The sequence below is a fragment of the Pseudoalteromonas sp. PPB1 genome (assembly GCF_015356275.1).
Lineage (GTDB): Bacteria > Pseudomonadota > Gammaproteobacteria > Enterobacterales > Alteromonadaceae > Pseudoalteromonas > Pseudoalteromonas rubra_D.
Window position 1 is genome coordinate 38,614 of sequence record NZ_JACEQV010000019.1, and the last position, 23,413, is coordinate 62,026.

Here is a 23,413-nt window from a genome sequence, read left to right on the forward strand (position 1 = left end):
CTGTGACCAAAGAAGACGCGAGGCATACTAATGTATGCCTCGGATAGATTATTTCTGGCGTCTGCGACGTACCCACAGCAGAGGAAGTGCAAGTAAAGACAACCAGCTCAGAGAAGCAGACTGGCGCTCGTACGTCTCTGTTTCCGGCGCGACACATTCACTGATCTCTGTGCTACCCGTTTTAGTCAGAACCACTGGCACCACAACTGATTCTGATGCTTCGTTGCCATCAGAGTCCTTGTCTGGGTTCCCAAACGAGTCCAGCTTTGTCACCGTTTTGGTTGCAACTGCATATATCGTATTGTCATCCGTTATACGGATCGCTTCAGATATAGTGTATGGGAAATCGTCACTCTTACAAGGTAGTAGATCATTGATATTAGTCAGTTTTTCGTCACCGATCTTATACATGAATGCTTCACTGCGAGAGTTAGAAACGTTTTTCTCAGTTTCGCCTTCACCAACCATATAACCGGCGTTGTTAATGTCTCTGACGAATGTGTCTGAGCCACTGAAATAACTGGGGATCTCTACCAACTCTTTATCATTCATGTCGTAGTAAAACCCATTCACTTCAAATAAGGTGCCCTGGTTTTGTCTGCCTACGTATCCCGCAATCACATTGTTGTCATTGATATCCAGAGCATACCCTGTCTGATAAAAGTCATCATGCTCTCGTAAAGTGAAAAACTGACCATCCTGATAATAGCCTGGCTCTTCAAAAGCCTTAAGGCTATCGTCGATCCTGACTCTGGACTTACCTACAGCAATACCCGCTTTGTTAATAGCATACGCCGAACTGTAGAATGGATTGTCTTCATCGTCCTTGCGCTCCAAACCAATACCCAGGTTTTTTGCTTCAATGACATTGAAGTCTTTATCCAGCGTCCATTGGTAAGCGCGCAGATCATAGACCCCCCGTCCCTGACGCCAGATACAAACCGCTTCAGGCTCGTCTTTATCATCACAATTGTCAGTGATCGTAGTTTGGCTGTTTTCAGGCAAACCTACTGATGCCTGACCGACCACCAGATAATTTCCCTCATCAGTCAGTGTAATATCTGTCGCGATACTGTAGCCACCATATTCAGTGAATTCAGGCTCTAAAGTTACTCGCTTACCACCCGGAGATATTACTATTGCGCGTGCATGCCAGTCGCGAACAAAATAGGTTTTTGCCTCGCTTTCACCCTCTGGCGTGAAAGTAATCTTTTTAAAAGGCGCAGAGCCCCAGCCAACCACAGTGCCATCAGCCGCTACAGCGGTCATCGAATTACTGACGGAACGTGTCAGACCCGCATAGTCGGGCGACTCTATATCGAATATATCAACCAGGTTAACACTGGTACCTGTGAATTCGAGCCCGGCGACTGAACTGATTTTTTGGAATTCAGCACTGGCACTTTGTGTACCAGATGATAAGTAACCCAGCATAAAGTTATGTGCTTCAGCGTCTGTTGAAAGCGCATCGCCATTTTCTATATCATCCAGAGTGAACGAAATAGTCTCATCTCTGTTTTCCAAAATTCTTTTGTATGAGTCGTAATAGCTAGTGATCGAGTTGTCTTGAAAGTCTATATAGCTAATGTCGACTGGCAAATTAAATAAACCTGTCACGCGGCCAATGGCGTCACCGCTTTCATTGACATCCGTGACATAGTGCATTTTGCCAATGTCGCTGGTTGGTAATTCAGTGAGTTTGTAGGTCGCGGCAATCGCTTGACCAGATAGGCCGAAAATAATGCTGGCGGCCATAAGTGAATATTTCATTTCAATCCTTACTACTGATTCTGTAATGCTTCTAATTCTTCCCAACGCTCAAACGCGGCTTCAAGCTTGGACTCAAGGTCAGCCAATTGGTTCAACGCGGTTTGGGTCGTTTCAGGATCTTGCTTAAAAAACTCCGGCGAATTCACCAGGTTTTGCTGCTCTTCCAGCTCGTTTTCCAGAGCCTCTACTTTACCCGGCAATGCTTCCAGTTCAAGCTTTAATTTGTAGCTTAATTTGCCTGATTTGTTTTTATTGGCAGGTTTTTTGTTATCGCTTGCTTGTTGTTTCTCTTTGTCGAGTTTTTCCAGCGCTTTTTTCTGTGCCTCCTGCTGCGATCGGTACGCTTCAAAATCACTAAAGCCACCTACGATCTCAGTCACCTTGCCATTACCTTCAAATGCCCAAACACTGTTACAGGTATTATCGATAAACTCCCTGTCGTGGCTAACAATCAGGATAGTCCCCTGATACTGATTGATGATCTCTTCAAGTAACTCAAGTGTTTCAATATCCAAATCATTGGTCGGCTCATCCAGTACCAGAACATTCGAAGGTTTTAGAAACAACTTAGCCAGCAACAGGCGGTTCTTTTCTCCCCCCGATAACGCCTTAACCGGGGTACGAGCGCGTGCAGGAGGAAACAAGAAGTCTTGCAGATAACCCAGTACATGCCGGCTACGACCACCCATTTGTACTTCTTGTTTCCCTTCAGCGACATTGTCCTGAACCGTTTTTTCCTCATCCAGTTTTTCCCGGTACTGGTCAAAATAGGCCACTTCAAGGTTGACGCCTTGCTTCACCTTACCTTTATCGGGAGAGATATCACCAAATAAAATTTTCAGTAACGTCGTTTTACCGACCCCGTTTGGACCAATTAAGCCAACCCGATCACCACGCATAACCAGGGTCGAGAATTCATCAACAATGCGCTTATCTTTAAAAGCATGACCAATGTGTTGCGCCTCAAAGACCAGTTTCCCTGAACGCTCCGCCGATTCAATGTTAAAGTCGGTCTTACCAACTTGTTCAACACGCTGCTTACGTTCAACCCGCAGTGCTTTTAGAGCTCTGACTCGTCCCTCGTTGCGTGTACGTCGTGCTTTTATCCCTTGACGGATCCAGGTCTCTTCTTCCGCTAGCTTTTTATCGAACAAGGCATTTTGTGCTTCCTCTACTTTGAGGTCGTGCGCCTTTTGCTCAAGATATTTGGCATAATCGCCCGGATAAGAGACCAGCTTTCCACGATCTAAGTCGAGTATCCGCGTTGCAACACCGCGAATAAATGCCCGGTCGTGCGAAATAAAAACAATGCCGCCTTTGAATTCTTTTAAAAACTGCTCAAGCCACTCGACACTGCTCATGTCCAGGTGGTTGGTTGGTTCATCAAGCAATAACAGATCAGGATCACTCACCAAAGCCTTAGCCAGAGCCACTTTGCGTAGCCAACCGCCTGATAACTTTTCGAGTTTCATATTAGCGGTCAGTTGCAACTGCGTCAGCACCAGCTTGATACGACTTTCGAAACGCCATGCATCCTGGGCTTCAATATCTGCGGACAAACGTTCGAGACGGCTCAATAAGCTACTAGAGTGATCAGTTTGCAACGCTTCGCTGACATTGTGATAATCAATCAACAGCTGGGCAATATTGGGAAGACCCCCAGCCACATAATCGAATACACTGCCCTGCGCTCCTTTTGGCGGGTCCTGTTCAAGGCGAGACACTTTAAGTCCCGAGACCTGGTTAATTTCACCATCGTCCAAGTGGACCTGGCCATCCAGAACTTTGAGTAGGGTTGACTTACCGGCACCGTTGCGCCCGACAATACAGACCCGTTCACCTGCTTCAATGACTGCATCTGCCTGATCTAACAGGGGATGAGTGCCAAAAGCCAGTTGGGCCCGTGCAATTCTGATTAAATCCATCTTACTTTAACAACTCTTTTATATCTTGTTCTGTGAAGGGCCAAAACAAAGTTCTGGCGCTATCTGTTGACTTAAGTACGGGAATAGAAGTCTGGTATTCAGCCATCAGTTGCGGATCTTCCACAATGTCCTGATGCTGCACTGCATCGCTGGCAACACAACGTAACACCAGTTCATAGGCTTGCTCGCACAGGTGACAGCCATCGGTATAAAACAGAGTGAGCTTAGCCATGAGTGATCAACCAACTATTATGAATTTGCTTGTTACGCTTAAAATCCGGCGACAAGGTCTGATCTGACACATTTTCGGCTTTCAGGCCGAGCCCCATCAAACCCACTTCATCCATTTTAAAACCCCGTTTGTTATTGGAGAATAACAAGGTACCGCCAGGACTGAGAATTTTTTTGACCCACTCAAGCAACTGAATATGATCCCGCTGGACATCAAAAACCTCTTTCATCCGCTTTGAATTCGAGAAAGTTGGCGGGTCAAGAAAGATAAGATCATATTGACCTTGCGCATGCTCAAGCCATTTCAGACAGTCTGCCTGTTCAAACCTAAACCGAGGATTACGCAGCTCATTTAAGGCAAAGTTTTCTTCTGCCCACTTCAGATAAGTCTTAGACATGTCCACTGTCGTCACCGCTTTTGCACCACCAAGTGCCGCATGAACCGAAGCGCTCCCTGTATAAGCAAACAAGTTAAGAACACGCTTGTTCTTAGCATTTTGCTGAATATATCGTCTTGCCAGACGATGATCTAAAAACAGCCCGGTGTCCAGATAATCAAACAAGTTTACTTTGAATTTAGCACCAAACTCTTCAACGACTTGCACTCGGTTTTGCTTACTGAGTGCATTATATTGTTCCTGACCTTTTTGCTTTTTACGGACTTTAACCGCAATGTTAGAAGGGTCAATATCCAAGGTTTCGGCGGTAAGCGTGATCACGTCTTGAAGACGCTTATTGGCAACCAGTTCATCAATTTCTTTAGGTGCTGCGTACTCAAATACGACGGCACTGTCACCATAGACATCGACTGCTACATTATATTCTGGAATATCGGCATCATAGACACGGTAGGCCTCGACTTGCTCTTTCTTGAGCCAGCTTTTCAAAGCCTGCTTGTTCTTTTTAACCCGGTTTGCGAAGGCTCGAGACTGCTCAAAATGCAGTGCCCCTGCTTGTTCATTTTGCGCTACCTGACGTTCATCCATATCATACAAATAGAGGGACACGTCGAGTGGACCATTTTTAAATTTGTAGCGCTTTTTAGACGACAACTTAAGTGTTTTAAACAACGCTTCATCTGTGCCAAGTAATGCCAATGACCAATCTTTATAGTGCTTTTTAAAGCGCTCGCCCATCCCCCGATACAGGTTAATCAGCTCAGCCATAGAACCCAGACGCTCACCATAAGGCAAGTTACTTAATAACGTGCCTGGACGCTTAGCGACACAAGTCAGCTGACTGGCATCTCCGTCGTTAAAGCGAATATATTGCCCAAGCCCGGCACGTTTAGCATTTCCTCTGGCTGTATCGAGCACCTGCGCATCAATGTCCTGACCGATGATCCATAAAGGTTTATCCAGCTGTGCCTGCTTCAATTCAGCTTTAAGCTCTTTAAATTTGGCATCACGAAAACCAGGCAAACGTTTGAAGGCAAAATCTTTATTCAGATTAGCTGGGACATTCAGGGCCATACTGGCCGCCTCAATCAATAACGTGCCGGAACCACAACACGGGTCAAATAATGGCTTAGAGGTATCACTCAGCCAGCCACTTCGTTTTACGAGAGCCGCTGCCAGGTTCTCCCGGATCGGTGCCCGACCTTGCTTGGTTCGGTACCCTCTGTCAGACAAGCGCGGGCCTGAATAGTCGATATATAATGCAATTTTCTGTTTATTGAGCTTGGCGATAACGCGCACATTGGCTTCTTGTTTATCAACAGACGGACGTTGCTCGTACAGATCCTGAAAATAATCCACAATGGCATCTTTGATGACTAGACCGGAAAACTGAGTGTTTTTTAGTTCCCGGTTAGTGCCATTGAATTCAACCGCAAACGTTTGCTTTGGACCAAACCACTCCTGCCAGCCCTGAAAACGCGCAAACTTGTACAAATCATCTTTATTGTTGATGTCTTCATGTTCATCAATCAGCATCATGACACGCGTGGCAAAACGCGTTGTCATACAGAATTTTTGAACAGCCAGGCTATCCGCAGTGAAGCGGACCGAACCAACGCTTTGCTTGACGACTTCAAGTCCCTGAGACTGAAGTTCTTCAAGCAACAGGTTTTCAATTCCAATGGACGTTAAGGCGATAAACTGCAATGTAAATACTCAATAATTTCAATTGCAGCGAGTATAACACAGCAAGTGACAGACTGGGATATCAGAGTGGCTGTACGCGTTGGCGCATGATAAAAATGAGAAGCTGCCCTGTCAGGCTGTTTGGGTCAACTTATGTGCCTGGATCAGAGGGTGCACTCTGTCATTCAGTACCTTGATGGCCTGAAACTGCTCCAACTCGATGTTCTCATCCAGCATAAAACCCTGAGTCAGGTTGATACACATGCTGGTTTCCTGGTTATGATCGACTATCAGGAATTCACCTGACTGGCATCTTGATTGGAGAGTAACTACAGCTTCGCACAAGGGTTGGCCCCCGTTGTAACATTTGAAAAACCAACTTTTGGCCTGAACGGGAAGTAGATGGAATTTTGCTGCTGTGGCATTAAGCGCTATCTGACAACACTGAGGTTCAGACCAGACCTTAAAACCAAGCAAATAATCATACACATTACGATAAAAAGCGGCTTCGTCGACACTCAAATCGACGCTATGAAGGGAATCTTCGGTTAACTGCCTCAAGCGAAATGGCGTACATAACTGAAGGTCCTCGCCCAAGTCAACAAGCAGTCTGTTTCTGTGGCTACATCTAATCCAACGCCACTCTTTGGATGCTTGCAAAATGGACCTCCCAATATCAATGTGTTATGTGCGTATGCCTGTAAAGAAGTATATCGCGAATTATCACTGTGTAAAAATTTTTGTAATAACAAATTGTTTTAGATCATCGTGCTATATAAATGATCTTTATAAGGAAAAAACGATCTTTTCCACAAGGAAAAGATCGTTTTTCACATTAGCTCAAGAGTTCGTCTGTATATTTCAAAATAATTACAAACTATTTCATAAGCTTATAAAACAGCTAGTTAGATCTCAGTGAGGATCTTTTTGATCAACTGAGGTCCTTCATAGATAAAGCCAGTGTAAACCTGCACTAAATCTGCGCCTGCATTGAGCTTTTCTTTTGCCGCTGCGGCGCTGTCGATCCCGCCAACACCAATAATAGGCAGTTTACCTTCAGTCATTCGTTTCAATTCACTAACAACTTGTGTGGATTTTTCACGTACCGGGCGACCCGATAAGCCACCGGCTTCTTCAGCGTGCTCTAACCCTTTAACCGCTTCTCTTGATAAGGTTGTATTAGTTGCAATAACACCATCAATACGGTTGTTAACTAATGACTCGGCAATTTGCTGCAACTGTACAGCGTCAACATCGGGTGCGATTTTTACCAGCATTGGTACTGACTTTTTATGCTTCTCGATGAGGTCGATTTGCTCGTTCTTTAAACTTTGCAGCAAGTCATCCAATGCTTCGCCATATTGCAGGTCGCGCAAACCCGGTGTATTGGGTGAGGATATATTAACGGTAATATAAGATGCATGCTCAAACACTTTGCGCATACAGTGAATGTAGTCATCTTTGCCCTGCTCGTTCGGCGTATCTTTATTTTTACCGATGTTGATACCCAGGATCCCGTTATAACGCGCTGCTTTTACATTGTTAACCAGGTTGTCGACCCCTTTATTATTGAAGCCCATCCGGTTAATAATTGCGTTCGCTTCAGGCAACCTGAAGATCCGCGGTTTTTCGTTACCTGCCTGAGGTCTGGGTGTGACCGTTCCCACCTCAATAAAGCCAAAACCCATCTGGCTGAATGCATCAATGCATTCCGCATTTTTATCGAGTCCCGCAGCTAACCCAACCGGGTTGTCAAATTCCAAGCCAAGGAAATTAACCGGTTTCTTTGGAAGTGACTGTGACCAGGCCATACTTAATGGGGTATTCGCGAAGCGGCGTAAATTTCCGAGTGCGAAATCATGAGCCCACTCGGCATCTTTACTGAACATATAGCGACGCGCTAAATCATAAAACATGGAGACTCCTTAAGTTCCTAGTAACGTATGACACCAATCAGCATTAATGCATAACCAATTTAAAGAATAAAACCTGCCGCTAACTGTGTTAAAAACCTCTTGTTTTGTACACTAAACAGCTAAATTATTGCCAGATTATCGACAGGATTTTCTTGCCTCAAAGTGGCTCATCTAATGAACCAATTCAGTATCAATTTCAAATCTGAGATAAAAAAATACCCCAGCAATGCCGGGGTATTTTAACGGGTTATTTTCTATTTGGAAGTGTCACAGTTGTGACTCAACAACATCAGCTCACGCAATGCCACTGAGAACTTCGCAAAGTCATGGCTTTGTGAGGTCTTGAACTCAGCCAGCATCTGTTGCCAGCGTAGCAACAAGGTAGACTGATTTTCCATCCACTGATTGATCAGTGAATCAACATCATGGTCGTCTCCCTCAAAGCTGTTCAATACAACTTCAGACAAAGCACGTTGCTGCCAGTCCAGCTCTTCACGGTAAGATGCACGCGCCAGAGCCTGCCAGTGGTTAGCGACAGGTTGTGCAGTGATCTGATCCAGGAACCAGTGCAGACCCATATTCGCACCCAGTTTGAAGTAGGTGTTTGACACCACGTCAATCGCGCGACCGGCGTTTGCTGCTACTTCAGCCAGATCCATTACAGAGAACAGACTAGACAGAGAAACGATACGCATAGCAATTTGCTCTGGTACACCTTGTGCGACAAGCGCATCGGCTTTTTCTGTCAAACGTGCACTTTCATCTTCAACCATGTAGTTGTTCAGGTTATTGCTCAGATCAGCAAAGGTCGGCGCAAAGAACGCGATGGTTTCTTCAATCGTCATACCTTTGTTGCGGTGACGCAGGAACCAACGTGTCGTGCGACGTACTGTACGACGCAACTGATACAACATTTCAGTCTGTACTGCTGATGGAATATGGTTATCCAATGCTGCAATTGACTGCCAGGTCTCTTTCATTTCGAAAATTTCACTGGCAATTGAGTAACACAGCGCAATTTCGGCTTCCGTTGCACCAGTTTCTTCGTGCATACGGATCATGAAGTTCAGACCCATGTCGTTAACGATATTATTCGCAAGTTTAGTTGCAATAATCTCTTTACGCAGTGGGTGGTTATCCATTGCCGCGTTAAAACGCTCACGCAGTGGGATTGGGAATGAATTTACTAACAGCTGACGATAGTATGGATTCTCTGAGATCTCATCAACAACCAGAGACTCCTTCAACACCATTTTAGAGTAAGAGACTAACACAGACAGCTCTGGACGAGTCAGATCTGACCCTGCCGCAGCACGCTCTGCGAGTTCTTCATCAGTAGGCAAAAACTCTATCGTACGGTCAAGCTTACCGTCTTTTTCCAATGCATGGATAAAGCGGATTTTCTCTTTCAGTGTTGCCGGGCCTTTCGACTTAGTGATAGACAGCGTATGTGTTTGACGGTAACAATCTGCCAGTACCAGCTCAGATACTTCATCAGTCATGGCATACAGAAGTTCATCACGCTGTTTCTTAGTCAGGTCACCTTCAGCAACCAGGCCATTCAATAGGATCTTGATGTTTACCTCGTTATCCGAACACGCCACACCACCTACGTTATCGATAAAGTCGGTGTTGATACGCCCGCCCTTCTCGGCAAACTCGATACGACCCAGCTGAGTTGCACCCAGGTTACCACCTTCACCGAAGATTTTCGCGCCCAGTTCAGAACCATCGATACGCAAACCGTCATTAGCACGGTCACCTACATCTGCATTGGATTCAGACTTAGCTTTAATGTAAGTACCGATACCACCGTTCCATAAAAGGTCAGCAGGCATTTTAAGTAGCGCTTTAATCAGCTCATTTGGTGTCATGCTGGCTTTTTTAGTGCCAATCATTTTCTTCATCTCAGCGGTCAATGTGATTGACTTAGCTGCACGTGAGAATACACCACCACCTTCAGAAATAAGCTCTTTGTTGTAGTCTTCCCAGCTTGAACGAGGCAAGTTGAATAGACGATCACGTTCTACATAAGACGATGCCGCATCCGGGTTCGGGTCGATAAAGATATGCATGTGGTTAAAGGCTGCCTGCAGGCGAATGTGCTTAGACAGCAACATACCATTACCAAATACGTCACCACCCATGTCGCCGATACCAACCGCTGTAAAATCAGTTGTCTGACAGTCAATGTCCATTTCTCGGAAATGACGCTTAACCGACTCCCACGCACCTTTCGCAGTGATACCCATTTTCTTGTGGTCATAACCAATTGAACCACCAGAAGCGAATGCGTCGCCTAGCCAGAAGTTATACTCTTCAGCAATACCGTTGGCAATATCAGAGAATGTGGCTGTTCCTTTATCGGCTGCAACAACCAGATATGGGTCATCTTCGTCATGACGAACTACGTCAACCGGTGGAATGATGTCGCCATGAATGATGTTATCTGTGATGTCTAACAGGCCACGGATGAACATCTTGTAGCATTCCTGACCTTCTTTAAAGAAGCCTTCACGATCGTTTGGCAGTTGCTTACAAACAAAACCACCTTTTGAGCCGACAGGAACGATTACCGTATTTTTAACCTGTTGCGCTTTAACCAGACCCAGTACCTCAGTACGGAAGTCTTCACGACGATCTGACCAACGCAGACCACCACGTGCTACTTTACCACCGCGTAAATGTACACCTTCTACACGAGGTGAATAAACGAAGATTTCATACGCAGGCAGCGGCAGAGGCATCTCAGGGATCGCATGCGGGTTGATCTTGAATGAAATATAAGATTTGTTGCTATCGTCCGCTTCTTTTTGATAGAAGTTGGTACGCAACGTGGCGTTGATCATGTCAACATACATGCGAATGATGCGGTCATCATCCAGGTTAGCAACGTTTTCGAGCTCCAGGTAAATTTTCTCGATCAGTTTCTCAAGCGTCTTCTCAGCCGCTTTTTTCGCTGGTGAGAACTTCTTCACAAACAGCTCAACAATTTGTGCTGCAATGTGCGGGTAATGCTCAAAGGTATTTTCGATGTATGACTGCGAGAATGTCACACCAATCTGACGCATATACTTAGCATACGCACGCAGAATTGACGCTTCACGTCCGGTCATGCCACCCAGCAGAACCATGCGATTGAAACCATCGCTCTCAAGACGGTTATTCCAAACGTTAGTCAGTGCAGCACGGAAACGGGCTGACACTTTATCAAAGTCTGCAATCCCTTTTGAGTCGATCATCATGGAGAAGTCCATGATCCAGTTTACCTGACCGTCGCTACTCTTGATCGCATAGGGCGTTTCACCAATCACGCGAAGACCAAAGTTTTCCAACATTGGCATAACGTCAGACAGGTGAATTGGTACGTCTTTGTGGAACAAGCTCAAACGAACGATTTCGCTGTTCGATTCTTCCTGCGGACGATAGAAAAGCATTTCCAGCTTTTTCTCATCGCTTAGCTGCTCCAGCTTCTCAATATCGACCACAGCGGCACTTGGTAACACTTGATCTTTGTATGAGTGTGGGAACGCGTTGGCATATTTACGGTTTAGCTCATTACCGCGGGTTTCGCCATTGCTACCAAGCAGTGCTGATTGTAGTTTGTCTTCCCAAGTGCGAGCGGCTTCTGCCAGGTTGTTTTCAATGTCTTTCACGTTGTACTTAATACTGTTATCTGCCACACGTACGATGTAATGCGTTCTCGCCAGTGTGGACTCTGAGAAAAAGGTCGTAAACTCAACTTTTTCATTGGACTTAAATGCATCTGCCAACAGTTTTTGAGTTTCACGACGTAGTGCCGTGTTATAGCGCTCACGCGGTACATAGACCATGCATGAAAAGAAACGCCCGTATACATCACGGCGAACGAACAAACGACACATGTCGCGTTCCTGAATTTGCAATACGCCAGTTGCTACTTCCAATAGCTCGACCTCGCGCGCCTGCACCAACTCATCACGCGGATAAGTTTCCAGCAAGTTAAGCACAGCTTTATACGCGTGTGTCCCTTGTGCAAAGTCACACTGCTCCATAATGCGCTGGATCTTACTCTTAAGAACTGGCACATCTGCAGCGCTGTTATTGTAGAAGCTCGATGAGAATAAACCGATGAAACGGTCTTCACCAATAACGTTGCCCTGCTCGTCAAAGCGCTTGATACCCACATAATCAATATAGGCCGGACGATGAACACGAGACAGTGAATTGGTCTTAGTTAAAATCAGTAGATTTTTGCTGCGAGCTTCTTTACGTGCGACTTCTGGTAGCTCAGACAGTAAGCGGCCGCCGTCATGGCTCGAGTTTTTCATCAAACCCAGGCTGGTGTCTGGCACTGCGCGCAGTTCATGATCACCCTGAACAGGCACTAGGTCGTACTGACGGTAGCCCATAAAGGTGAAGTTATCTGAAGATAACCATTCAAGGAACTCAACTGCTTCATTGACTTCTGCCTGTGAGCAGTCATGGTGACGCGTCGGTATCTCTTTACTGACCGCAACCAATTTATCTCGGATAGGCTTCCAGTCTTCTACAGCTACAGACACATCTTTCAACACTGATTCCAGTTCTTCGGTGAACTCTTTCATTGCTTTTGCGTCAGTCTGACGATCAATCTCAATGAAGAAAACAGTTTTTGTCGATGAGGATTCCTGCTCGGTTTTTAGGTTTGAAAGCGCCGTAATCTTATTGTCACCATCGCGCTTTACTTTAAGCGGGCTGTGTAACAGTAAGTGAGACACGATATTTTTGCGGCCAAGTGCCATGCGTACCGAGTCAACCAGGAACGGCATGTCTTTCGCGATGATCTCAACGATCGTGTGAGAGGATTGCCAACCATCTTTGGCTACTTCAGGGTTAAAAACGCGAATAACCGCATCGTCATTGGCATTCTTTTCCAGAGAATTCCAAAGACTCAATGCGGCTCCGTATAAGTCGCTGTCGTTACGATGTGCCAAGTCCTCTTTAGACATATTGCTGTACAAGGCTTTGGCAAAAGTTTCAACGAGCGACACGTTTTCGGCATGAACTTTTTTGTGGATCAGCTTGGTGACGTTATCCAGGATAACTGACGCTGGACCTTCATTTTGTGTCATTATGTGTTCCTTAATCTATACCACCTTTGAACGGTAGATTATTTGTACAGCCATTTATTAGCGTGGAGTCATGTGAATTTTAACCTTTCTGGCGCTAATAAAAAGCCTTTTCGACGAAAACATTATAGCCTTTTCAGCTGGTTGGTCAGATATTCACTAAATATAGATATAAATGGCCGAAACCGGCCATTTATAAGCACTTTTATTCACACTTTTTTTTCTGGTCTGTCCAGATTAAGGTTCCTATTGCAGGTAATAATAAAACGGCGCCCAGCATATTAACGAGGAACATAAAGGTTAATAATATCCCCATATCCACCTGGAATTTGAGTGCTGAGAAAATCCAGGTACTGACACCAATTGCCAAAGTAATCCCTGTAAAGAGTACTGCACTCCCTCTTTCTGCCAAGGCGTTACGATATGCATAAGCAAGTGGCACGCCTTGCTTAAGCTGCGTCATCATAGAAGAGAGAATATAAATACCGTAATCGACACCTATACCCACACCTAAGGCGATAACAGGTAAAGTTGATACAGTTAAGCCAATTTCGAGTTTAACCATCAAGGCTTGTGCCAGAGTAGATACGATATACAAAGGTAAAACCACAGCGATGGTCGCACGTACACTTCTGAAGCTAATCAAGCACAGAACGATAACAGCCCCATATACGTAGATCATCATGGGTAACTGTGCTTCAGATACAGATTCATTGGTCGCGGCCATAACACCAATGGGGCCAGAAGCCAGTTTAAATTGTACCGTATCGGTGCCCTCTTCCTGTGCAAACGCTTTTATCTGCGTGACTACATTATCTATGGTTTGGGCTTTGTGATCAGCCATGAAGATAATAATAGGCATCACAGAACAATCACCATTTAACAAACCTGTGCTTGTTTCAACTCGCGACGTAGCCTGAACCAGTGATGCGCCATTACGCGGTAATGTTTGCCACTTGAGATTGCCCTCGTTATAACCGGCATTCACAGATTGCGCGACTGAGCTCAGAGACACTGCAGACTGGACGCCTGGCAAGTTCTCAACGCGCCACTGAAAACGACTAATCCTGTCCATTGTATCGTGCTCTGTGCAGGCCGCAGGATAGGCTTCAACCAACACTTTGAGAATATCAGATGAAATGGCATACCGGTCTGAGATCAGGAAAGTATCCTGATTGTAGCGAGCGTCTTCATGAAGCGCGGGTGCACCCGCATGCAAATCACCTATTTGCATATGCTGAGATTGCCAGTAGCCAAGACCAAATAGAATCGCACTGACCAACAAGATGATCCGTGCAACGCGCTTATCTGTCGTTTTCACTAGCGCTTCACGCATCGTGGTGAATAGCTTATTACTGAACGAGTTACCATCATCAACACGATGTATTTTGCTCGAATTATAGTAAGACGCCAGCACTGGAAGCAGGATCAGGTTAGTGAAAATAATCACGGCCACACCCAAACTTGCGGTGATTGCCAGCTCACGAATAATGCCAATGTCGATAGCTAGTAACGTTAAGAAGCCTACGGTGTCTGACAGCAAGGCAATACCACCGGGGATTAACAGCGCCTTGAAACTCGCCTCAGCCGCCACTTTGCTACTAACGCCTTCAGCCACCTTTTTGCCGATCGCATTGATCATCTGCACACCATGACTCACGCCAATTGCAAAGACCAGAAATGGCACCAGAATAGACATAGGATCTAACCCAAAACCCAGAACAGTAAGTAGGCCCATTTGCCACACCACGGCAATCAAGGAGCACATAATAGGCAATAAAGTCAGTTTGAAACTCTTACAGAATAACCAAACCATCACAAACGTGAACAGAATCGCAACTGCGAAGAACAGAATTACCCCTTTTGCTCCATCTGCAATATCACCCGCCATTTTCGCAAAGCCAATGATATGGATAGATACTTTATCCGTGCTAAGTGGCTCGCGAATTTCACTTTCCAGTTTCTTCGCAAATGCCAACGTATCGAGCTTTTCCTGCGTTTGAGGATCAATTTCCATTAGTTGCGCTGTGACCATCGCACAAGAATAATCGCTAGCGACCATGCGGCCCACAACTTTGGCTTTCTCGATGTTTTGCTTAACCACAGCCAGGCCTGCCTCATCGGCAGAAAAGTTAGCAGGAATAATAGGACCACCCGCAAAACCGTCCTCTACAACCTCAACAAAGCGGGCGCTGGGCGCAAAAATAGAGTTAACCAGCGGGCGATTCACGCCAGGAATAAAATAAAGCTGATCATGTACTGCTTTTAACTGAGTAAAGAATTCTGGATTAAAAATATCTCCATCTGCATCACAGACGGATATCAGAATGCTGTTCGCACCGCCAAACTGTTTTTCATGTTTCAGGTATACCTTCATATACTCATGATTTAGCGGAATATTTTTATTGAAAGATGCATCAAGCTGGATCTGTGTTGCGCGATAGCCTAAGAACAGAGTTGCTATGATGAAGAGTATAATCATCGCAACACGATGTCTGAAAACAACGTAAACAAGTTGGTTTAACAATGACTGCATTAGTGTTTAACCTCTACTATCTGGATCCCGTTTTCCGTTGCCAGCACCAATTGTCCTTCGAACATAACGCCGGCCATAATAGATTTACCATTTTTCAACTGCTCACTAGACAGACCTGTTTCGGTACGTGTGTGAATAACGCCACTGTTCGCAAACAAGTATTGTTGATCATCAACCGTCAATACCTGATTAATGGTAGCAGTTTTGTTGAATGCCAGACGCTGGAACTGAGATAACGCGGCGTCAGAGACAAATGCGTTTCCACGTAACCCGGCTGTGACTACCCGGCCATCTGCTGTTTTGCTAATAGTGAAAAGAGAACCTGCATAGAACTCAGGTAACTTACGCCAGTTTTTCCCGGCATCTTCACTGACAGCGAATAAGCCCATCTCGCCGGCTAATAAATACTGTGAGCCATCAATCAGCAAAGTGTTGAAATGCGGCAGGATAAATGCGGTTTCATCTTCATAAGCCGCCGGATCATCTGCTTTTAGCTCCGCCAGATAGGTCACATCATCGGGGTGGACAAAAGCATCGATAAAACGCTTAGTCCAGTTTTTTCCGCCATCTGTCGTTTCATACATCATGCCGTAAGCACCAACAGCATAGCCAATTTGCTCATTGGCAAAAGTAATATCCAGACACGGTTTTTCGATATCAGGCAAATGTTGCTGAATTAGCCAACTCTGCCCGCCATCTTCTGTGTGTAAAATGGTTGCGTCATGACCACACGCCCAACCTTTTTTTTCGCTGGCAAACGTCACTGATGTCAGTAAACTTTGCACCGGCACTTGAGCCTGCTGCCAGGTTTTACCATCTTTGCTGGTCACTATGGTGCCATGCTTGCCAACTGCTACCAGCTGCGCACCGGTATAACTGATATCTGTTAATAGTGTACGCTGAGGATGTGCCACCATTAATGCATCAGAAGCTGCGGCTACTGCATCACTTTGCATTGCCATCACTGCAATCGTGGTTGCGACTAACTTCTTAATCATGATGAGTACTCGATAATTAGTGTGAGAGAGAATAGGAAGTGCAAATTCAGGGACTGCCAACACAGTCCCTGAGAAGTAGTACTGTGCCGGAATTAACCGGCAGCTGTGCTTATCGTCTGCCCTCGCGACGTAAAGCGCTTTGTGTGAACTCATTGTCCTGGAATGACTGGCTGAAGTCGTACATTTTCTCTTCGTTGTCGAGACCAATAGCCAAGTAACGGCGAGAGTTCAGATCATGGTAAACATCCAGCGTACTCCAATGAGTAGGCACATCATAGTAGTTCAGGCCATGGGCCATAGCTACGCGATACATTTGATCGCGGTTATCATACAAATCTGCAACGTGGATCTGCCAGCTATCCTCATCAATGTAGAAAACACGTTTCTTATAAATGTGGCGCGTGCCTTCTTTCAGATTTGCTTCAACTACCCAAACACGATGTTTCTCGTAGCGTACATGTTCAGGATTAACGTGACCGGCCATCAGAATATCGTCGTACTTCAGTTTATCACTGTGCAATTTGTAGCTATTGTACGGGATGTAAAGCTCCTGCTTACCTTTCAAAGTCCAGTTATAACGGTTCGGCGACCCGTTGAACATATCAAAGTCATCAGTAGTACGCAGGCTGTCCGATGCAGTTCCTGGTGCGTCATAAGCAACGTTTGGCGCACGGCGTACACGACGCTGACCAGTGTTATAAGTCCACGCCTGACGAGGAGTCAGGATTTGGTCCATTGTTTCATGTACCAGTAGTGCGGTTCCGGCCAAACGCGCAGGCTCAGTTACCTTCTGCTTGAACTTAAACAGAACATTAGACTCTTTTAACTCAGCAGGTGTCGCATCAGGATCTGAATATTTTACTAACAGCTGCTCATCAAAACCGATGATGTTGTAAGAGCCTGATGCAGTTGGCATCGCCTGGCCACCATAACGCGCGATTGACAAACCACGATAGCGTAGCAGGTGATTCCAGATAGCTTCTAAACCGTCTTTAGGGATAGGAAAAGGAATACCAATTGCTGTGTCTTTAATCCCATTACCATCTTCAATCAACTGCGCTGTTGCAGCGTACTTTTTAGTTGCATCATAAACAAACTGTGGATATGCAGCACTACGACGAGTTGGGTAAACATGCATTTTGAACGTGTCTGGGTAGGTATTAAACAAAGCAACCTGTCCCGGGCTCAACTTATCTTTATGCTTATCCAGATTGGTTTTATCAATAGTGAACAAGATTTTATCATCTGCAAAAGGATCAGGATGGTGCATGCCCACTTTATAACCCGCAGGCGGCTTAGTGATCCCACCGGTCCAGGCTGGAATACTACCATCGGCATTGCCTGCTTTTTCTGCACCAATTGGAGTCAGATCCGCGCCTAAACGCGCAATTTCTTCAGGGGTCATTTTTGCAAATGCACCCGGTGCTGCCATCATTGTTATAATTGTTGCAGCAAGCATAGTAGGTTTTCTAAACATATTGAAAGCCCTTAGATTGAATACTTGATATTAAATGAAACGAAATCACGATCTGAGAATGTGTTGGTCTTGCCACCACCCCAGAATGCGTTATAACCAAAGTCAAATGACCAGGCATTTTGATAGTTAAAGTTCAGAGTCAAACCAACCGACTTACGATCTTCTACGAACAGGAACATTGGATCCGGTGTTATACCATTGACGTCATGAGAAAACACGATGCGAGGTGACATGTTAACGCCAGCAAACAAGTTATTGTATTCACCTTTAGCAATTAAGCGATAACCCCATGCAGAGGCGGTTGGGAATGGGTTTACTTCAGGACCATTTGAGATAGCCATATGCAACAGATCGTAGCTTTGACCGTTAATACCTTCAATCGTTCCGCTTCGGCCAGTACCCGCAACGTTTAAACGTAGCTCGTCATAACTCGGCATGTCTTTAATCGTGACGCCACCTACTTCACCAACCAACGCCCAGCTATCTGCACCCAGCGATGGGCCGAATAAGTGCGTTGCAGTGAATTGCAGCTGCATCGTGTCTTTCAACACATAACCCTGTGCAATTGCGCCTGGCTCTACATAAGCGACATCGTCACCTTTACTCAACTGAGACAAACCAGCGACGTCTGTGCGAATGCCAGCAAGAGCGAGCTGTTCCAACATACCCGCATAAAGCAACTCTACATCGTCAATCTGTAGAGGCTCGTCTTGGCGATAAGCAAACTCACCCGAGAATGCGGTTTCACCAATTGCGGTGTTGAAACTCAAACCGTACAACTTAATGTCTTCTGGGTATTCAATCAAACCTTGCGTAAATGCATTCAGGTTAGTGAAATTCTCATCATTCAGCGTGTTGTTCTGAATGTAATTCAAGTCGGCAGCAATGGCATCGCTGGTAAAGTTCGACGCCTTACCTGAGATCAGTGGGCGACGAGCATGGTAATTAATGTAGTATAACGCAAACTCAGTATCGTTAAGTTCTGGGGCAAACATACCCAGACGAATACCAAACTGACCACCATCCTGTGGCTCTCTCTTGCCATTCAGACCTTTGCCTTTCAGTGCAACTTTGGTTGGATATGCCAGATACATAGAAGTAAGCTGCGAAATAGCTGCTTCGCTTTGCAGTACATTTGGATCTGTAACGTCCAGGCCTTGAGCAGCTAACGCGCCCATCCAGTTTGTATGGAGGTTATTCAGTGCTTCAGTCAGATGTGCCAGATCAATATCCGGGTTGGCTGTGAAGCCGAGCTGAATGTTCTGGTTGTAACCATTTTCTGACGCAAAATCATTAGTAGAGAAATAACTTCCTGTCGCAGGAAGGCGTGTTTCATGCCATTCATACTGATAAAAAGCTTCCAGCGTTACGTTATCCGTCAGGCCTAGAGAGGCCCAGAACATGCCGACCGGAATGAACGCTTCTTTTAGCTCTGCACCAGGTGCTTTAAGACGGTCGATATCAACCGGGTTTACATTAATACCGTGGCTGATCAGGGTACTTTCACCCCAGTTGACTACCTGGCGACCCAATCTGACTGATAACGGGTTTTTACCGTTATTTATATCAAAATCTGCCCAAACGAAGGCATCAAGTAAACGAACATCGGAGCAAACCTGCTCTTTAGTGTCGTCATCTGCGCAAGGATCGACTTTCTGTCCAGATACCGGGTTGCTGTATGCAAAATCACCATCTTCCATCGCAAAATCGTAGAAATACATGAAACGAGAGAAGAAACCGTAGTTATCTTTACTGATGCCAAGTTCATGGGTGCCCTTGAGCAACTGAGAGAACGTGTCGCCCGAATCAAAGTTCAAGTTACCAGCGTCACCGTTGTTAGAGTATGCACCCTGTTGTGACCAGATCTGAGAAGACGAATAGATGGTGTTGCCTAATGAGGCATTATAACCGGTCCAGTTATAACGCGGGTGATTACTCTTACCAATGTGATCAAAGTCACGGTCTTCTACACGAATACTCTGACCGTAAGAAAACGTAGAATCAAAGGTCACATCAAAATCACCAACTTGGAACGTGGCGGCTTGCGCAGCAGTGCCAGCGACACCAAGACATGCAGCGCTTAGGCCCAGCATGATCTTGTTCTTCACAAAGCGCGATGTTTTTATCATTATTTCTCCCCCCTTTGGCGGGTAATTCTTATCAAGTTATTGTTTTTTGTTGTCGTAACGATAGAAGCGATAGCTTTAAATTACAAATAATACGCGTCTGATCGGTGCATTTTTATCTCATTGGAGCGTATTTCACTCATGGTAAGACGTCCTACCAGAGTAGTTATAACACGTAATTTAAGTTTAAAACAAACCGATTTAACAAAAATACTTTATGTCTCGTCGCATAATTGTCATCAAGCTACTTTTTCCAGCGCTACGAAGCGGTTATTTTCATCAAGCAACAAACGAAAGCGACCTCGAACGCCTAATGTTGATACGTGTCGCCTGATATGATGGGCAGGAAAGCGGATCCGCTTTCCCCCATCCTCTACGACTTGTATATACTCAACATGCCCGTGGTAATACGCCATACATTGTTCATGGCTTAAATCCATGTAAAAGTAATACTCATGCATAATGTGGATACAAACCTTTACACATTTCGACTAAAAGCACTTTTAGTTCAGTGCTTTGTCAATTTTTTCATACAGATCATCGCTCAGTTCAGGTAGTCGAGCCAGTTTTTCCAACTGAGCTTTCATTAGCCCTTGTCTGGTGTCATCAAAACGCTTGAAGGACAGCAAAGGCGTAATTATTCTGGACGCATTTTGCGGATTGACCTGGTTTAGCTCAGCGATTAAGTCACCAAGTAACGCATATCCACGACCATCTTTGAGATGGAAGTGCCTGGGGTTACCCCGCGTGAAAGCACCAATCAAAGCACGAACGCGATTTGGATTGGCTTTATCGAAACACGGATGGTTGTACAGGGATAAAATGTTGTCGATGCAATTGTCGTTACTCCGGCTCGCTTGCAATGCAAACCATTTGTCCATTACCAGCAAATCTGACTGCCATTGTTTGTCAAAGTCATCCAGTAATAACTGAGTCAGTACATGGTCAGCGTTGACAGCCGCTCTAAGCGCCCCCAGTTTCAACGTCATGTTATGACTCTCACTTTGTGCCTGGATCCAGCCCTGGATTTGAGGGTCTGACACCTGTGCGAGGTAAAACAAGCATTTATTCTTCATGGTGCGAATAGCAACTGCCTTTGCCTCAAGGCTTCCGTCATCCTGTAGTTGTGCATACACATCACGCCAAACTGATTTCAACTGAGTCGCTATCTGGCACTCAATAATCGAAATAGCTTGCGTCAGCTGCTCAACCGGAACTGGTGTATAGTCAGCATTCAGGGCGTCAAAGCCAGGCACAGTGAATAGCTCAGCGAGGATTGACAAGTCTCCACTAAGATCATCAAGCAATATACGTAATGCCTGAATTAAGCTTTCTGGTAGCTGATATTCATCAAACATCTGAGTATTTACCAGTGACTTAATCTCGGCTTTATAAAGCTGCTGAATGGCTTCCCAGCGTGCGTAATCACTGCTGGCATACTTGGCAATGTGAAGCAGCTGATGTTGCTGATAATCATAATTCAATAAACAAGGCGCTGAGAACCCTTCAAGTAATACAACAACTGGCTCGTCCTCTAATCCCGAAAAGACATAGCTCTGCTGCTTTTCGGTAAGCTCTATTACTTTACCTTGTTTTGCAATCGACTCAGGGATGGCTATCACTTCTCCCTGCTCGTCCAACAGCTCAACTGCAACCGGAATATGCAAAGGAGCCTCTACCGGATCATGTTCTGCATGGCTTTGGGCCAGATGTAGCGTAAACTCGCCCTGTTGCGAATCAAAGCTCGTACGCGCGCTAATTTTGGGCGTACCAACCTGGTTATACCAAAGTTTAAACTGGTTTAGATCTTTGCTATTGGCATCACTCATCGCTGCAACAAAGTCATCACAAGTTACCGCCTGGCCGTCATGACGCTCAAAATAGAGCTTCATCCCCTTCTGAAAACCAGCTTCCCCCAGGATGGTGTGCATCATGCGGATCACTTCTGCGCCTTTGTTGTATACAGTCACTGTATAGAAATTATTCATTTCGATAACTTGCTGTGGGCGAATTGGATGCGCCATAGGCCCAGCATCTTCAGCAAACTGATGGGTGCGAACTGTATTCACTGCATCTATCCGGTTTAATGCACGCGAACCCAGATCACTGCTGAACTCCTGATCACGAAATACAGTCAGTCCTTCTTTAAGGCTCAACTGGAACCAGTCGCGGCAAGTTACCCTGTTCCCTGTCCAGTTGTGGAAGTATTCATGGCCGACGATGGACTCAATGACATGAAAATCTCTATCAGTGGCCGTTTCCTGATTGGCTAACACGCAGGCACTGTTGAACACATTAAGTCCCTTGTTCTCCATTGCTCCCATATTGAAAAAATCGACAGCAACAATCATATAGATATCCAGGTCGTATTCGAGATCAAACCTTTCTTCATCCCATGCCATGGCCTTTTTCAATGACGCCATGGCATGCGGCGCTTTACTCAGATTGCCTTTGTCTACAAATAACTGCAGGTCTACCTGGCGACCCGAACGTGTTTCGAATGTATCTGTCAGGACATCAAAGTCGCCGGCAACAAGTGCAAATAAATAGGACGGCTTCTTAAAGGGATCTTCCCAACTCACGTAGTGACGACCATCCGCCAGCTCTCCACTGTCGACCTTATTACCATTGGACAGTAAATGTGGCATTTCCCTGGGTCCGATGATCTTGACCTGATAAGTCGTTAGCACATCGGGTCTGTCCAGGAAATACGTAATTTTTCGAAACCCTTCAGCCTCACACTGCGTGCAATAGGCGCCATCTGACAAATACAATCCTTCGAGAGAGGTGTTCGTAGCTGGCGAAATCGTATTTACGATTTCGATTTCAGCGTGCTCACCCAGCCCAAATAGTTCCAGGCCAGTCTCATGTAGCTTGTAATCTGAGTGGCTTTGTCCATCCACTTTCACAGACTGAAGGGTCAGCTCGATACCATCCAGCATCACGGACGTTGCGCCATCCAGTGACGACAGCGTAAAGCGAGCCGTCACTTTGGTATTCTGGGCATCTAATTCGAAGCATAAGGCGAGATTCTCAACGTCATGTGTGGGAGGCTGATAATCATGCAGGTATTTGGCCTGAGGTTTTGAGGTCATGACAATTCCTATTATCAAATTACATGTGCTTGCGTCACGAAGACAACTGAACACAGTGAAAAAATGAGTACAAATCAATATCTTTATTGTAGAACGGCCCGCGCTAAGGGCAAAGGGATTTATGACTGTGAGACGAGCAAAAACGCCTCAAATTCAATGAGGCGC

Annotated in this window: 13 protein-coding genes; all 13 read right to left on the minus strand. The window is 45.5% G+C overall.

Annotated elements, in window-relative coordinates; all coding sequences use genetic code 11:
- Window positions 1-48: 48 nt before the first annotated feature.
- The 13 genes from IY568_RS17665 to pepN all read right to left on the minus strand — a co-directional run bounded on the left by IY568_RS17665 (window position 49) and on the right by pepN (window position 23,248).
- The gene (locus IY568_RS17665) at window positions 49-1,770 is read right to left on the minus strand and encodes a DUF3466 family protein (RefSeq protein ID WP_194868281.1); all 1,722 of its coding nucleotides are present in this window, start codon (window positions 1,768-1,770) and stop codon (window positions 49-51) included.
- An 11-nt stretch (window positions 1,771-1,781) separates the two neighbouring features.
- A complete protein-coding gene (locus IY568_RS17670; RefSeq protein ID WP_125559299.1) occupies window positions 1,782-3,695 on the minus strand; it encodes an ABC transporter ATP-binding protein in 1,914 nt (637 codons plus the stop codon).
- Window position 3,696: 1 nt separating this feature from the next.
- Window positions 3,697-3,927 (minus strand): glutaredoxin family protein, encoded by a 231-nt coding sequence (locus IY568_RS17675; protein ID WP_010386060.1) that lies wholly within the window; start codon window positions 3,925-3,927, stop codon window positions 3,697-3,699.
- The gene (rlmKL, locus tag IY568_RS17680) at window positions 3,920-6,031 is read right to left on the minus strand and encodes a bifunctional 23S rRNA (guanine(2069)-N(7))-methyltransferase RlmK/23S rRNA (guanine(2445)-N(2))-methyltransferase RlmL (RefSeq protein WP_194868282.1); all 2,112 of its coding nucleotides are present in this window, start codon (window positions 6,029-6,031) and stop codon (window positions 3,920-3,922) included. The genes IY568_RS17675 and rlmKL overlap by 8 nt, the downstream gene beginning before the upstream one ends.
- A 111-nt stretch (window positions 6,032-6,142) precedes the next feature.
- Complete coding sequence (locus IY568_RS17685) at window positions 6,143-6,673, minus strand: cell division protein ZapC domain-containing protein (protein ID WP_125559295.1); 531 nt, start codon at window positions 6,671-6,673, stop codon at window positions 6,143-6,145.
- Between the two features lie 242 nt (window positions 6,674-6,915).
- Complete coding sequence (pyrD, locus tag IY568_RS17690; protein WP_125559293.1) at window positions 6,916-7,926, minus strand: quinone-dependent dihydroorotate dehydrogenase; 1,011 nt, start codon at window positions 7,924-7,926, stop codon at window positions 6,916-6,918.
- Between the two features lie 254 nt (window positions 7,927-8,180).
- Window positions 8,181-13,019, minus strand: a complete 4,839-nt coding sequence (locus tag IY568_RS17695) for an NAD-glutamate dehydrogenase (RefSeq protein ID WP_194868283.1) — start codon at window positions 13,017-13,019, stop codon at window positions 8,181-8,183.
- Between the two features lie 202 nt (window positions 13,020-13,221).
- A complete protein-coding gene (locus IY568_RS17700) occupies window positions 13,222-15,552 on the minus strand; it encodes an efflux RND transporter permease subunit (protein WP_138536658.1) in 2,331 nt (776 codons plus the stop codon).
- On the minus strand, window positions 15,552-16,703 hold the full coding sequence (locus IY568_RS17705) for a WD40/YVTN/BNR-like repeat-containing protein (RefSeq protein ID WP_228553427.1): 1,152 nt from the start codon (window positions 16,701-16,703) through the stop codon (window positions 15,552-15,554). The genes IY568_RS17700 and IY568_RS17705 overlap by 1 nt, the downstream gene beginning before the upstream one ends.
- On the minus strand, window positions 16,660-18,027 hold the full coding sequence (locus IY568_RS17710; protein ID WP_125559282.1) for a DUF1329 domain-containing protein: 1,368 nt from the start codon (window positions 18,025-18,027) through the stop codon (window positions 16,660-16,662). The genes IY568_RS17705 and IY568_RS17710 overlap by 44 nt, the downstream gene beginning before the upstream one ends.
- 11 nt (window positions 18,028-18,038) lie before the next feature.
- The gene (locus tag IY568_RS17715; protein WP_125559279.1) at window positions 18,039-20,156 is read right to left on the minus strand and encodes a DUF1302 domain-containing protein; all 2,118 of its coding nucleotides are present in this window, start codon (window positions 20,154-20,156) and stop codon (window positions 18,039-18,041) included.
- A gap of 236 nt (window positions 20,157-20,392) precedes the next feature.
- The gene (locus IY568_RS17720; protein ID WP_125559277.1) at window positions 20,393-20,614 is read right to left on the minus strand and encodes a DUF2835 domain-containing protein; all 222 of its coding nucleotides are present in this window, start codon (window positions 20,612-20,614) and stop codon (window positions 20,393-20,395) included.
- A 42-nt stretch (window positions 20,615-20,656) separates the two neighbouring features.
- Window positions 20,657-23,248: an aminopeptidase N gene (pepN, locus tag IY568_RS17725; protein ID WP_194868284.1), complete on the minus strand. Its 2,592-nt coding sequence runs from the start codon at window positions 23,246-23,248 to the stop codon at window positions 20,657-20,659.
- Window positions 23,249-23,413: the final 165 nt, after the last annotated feature.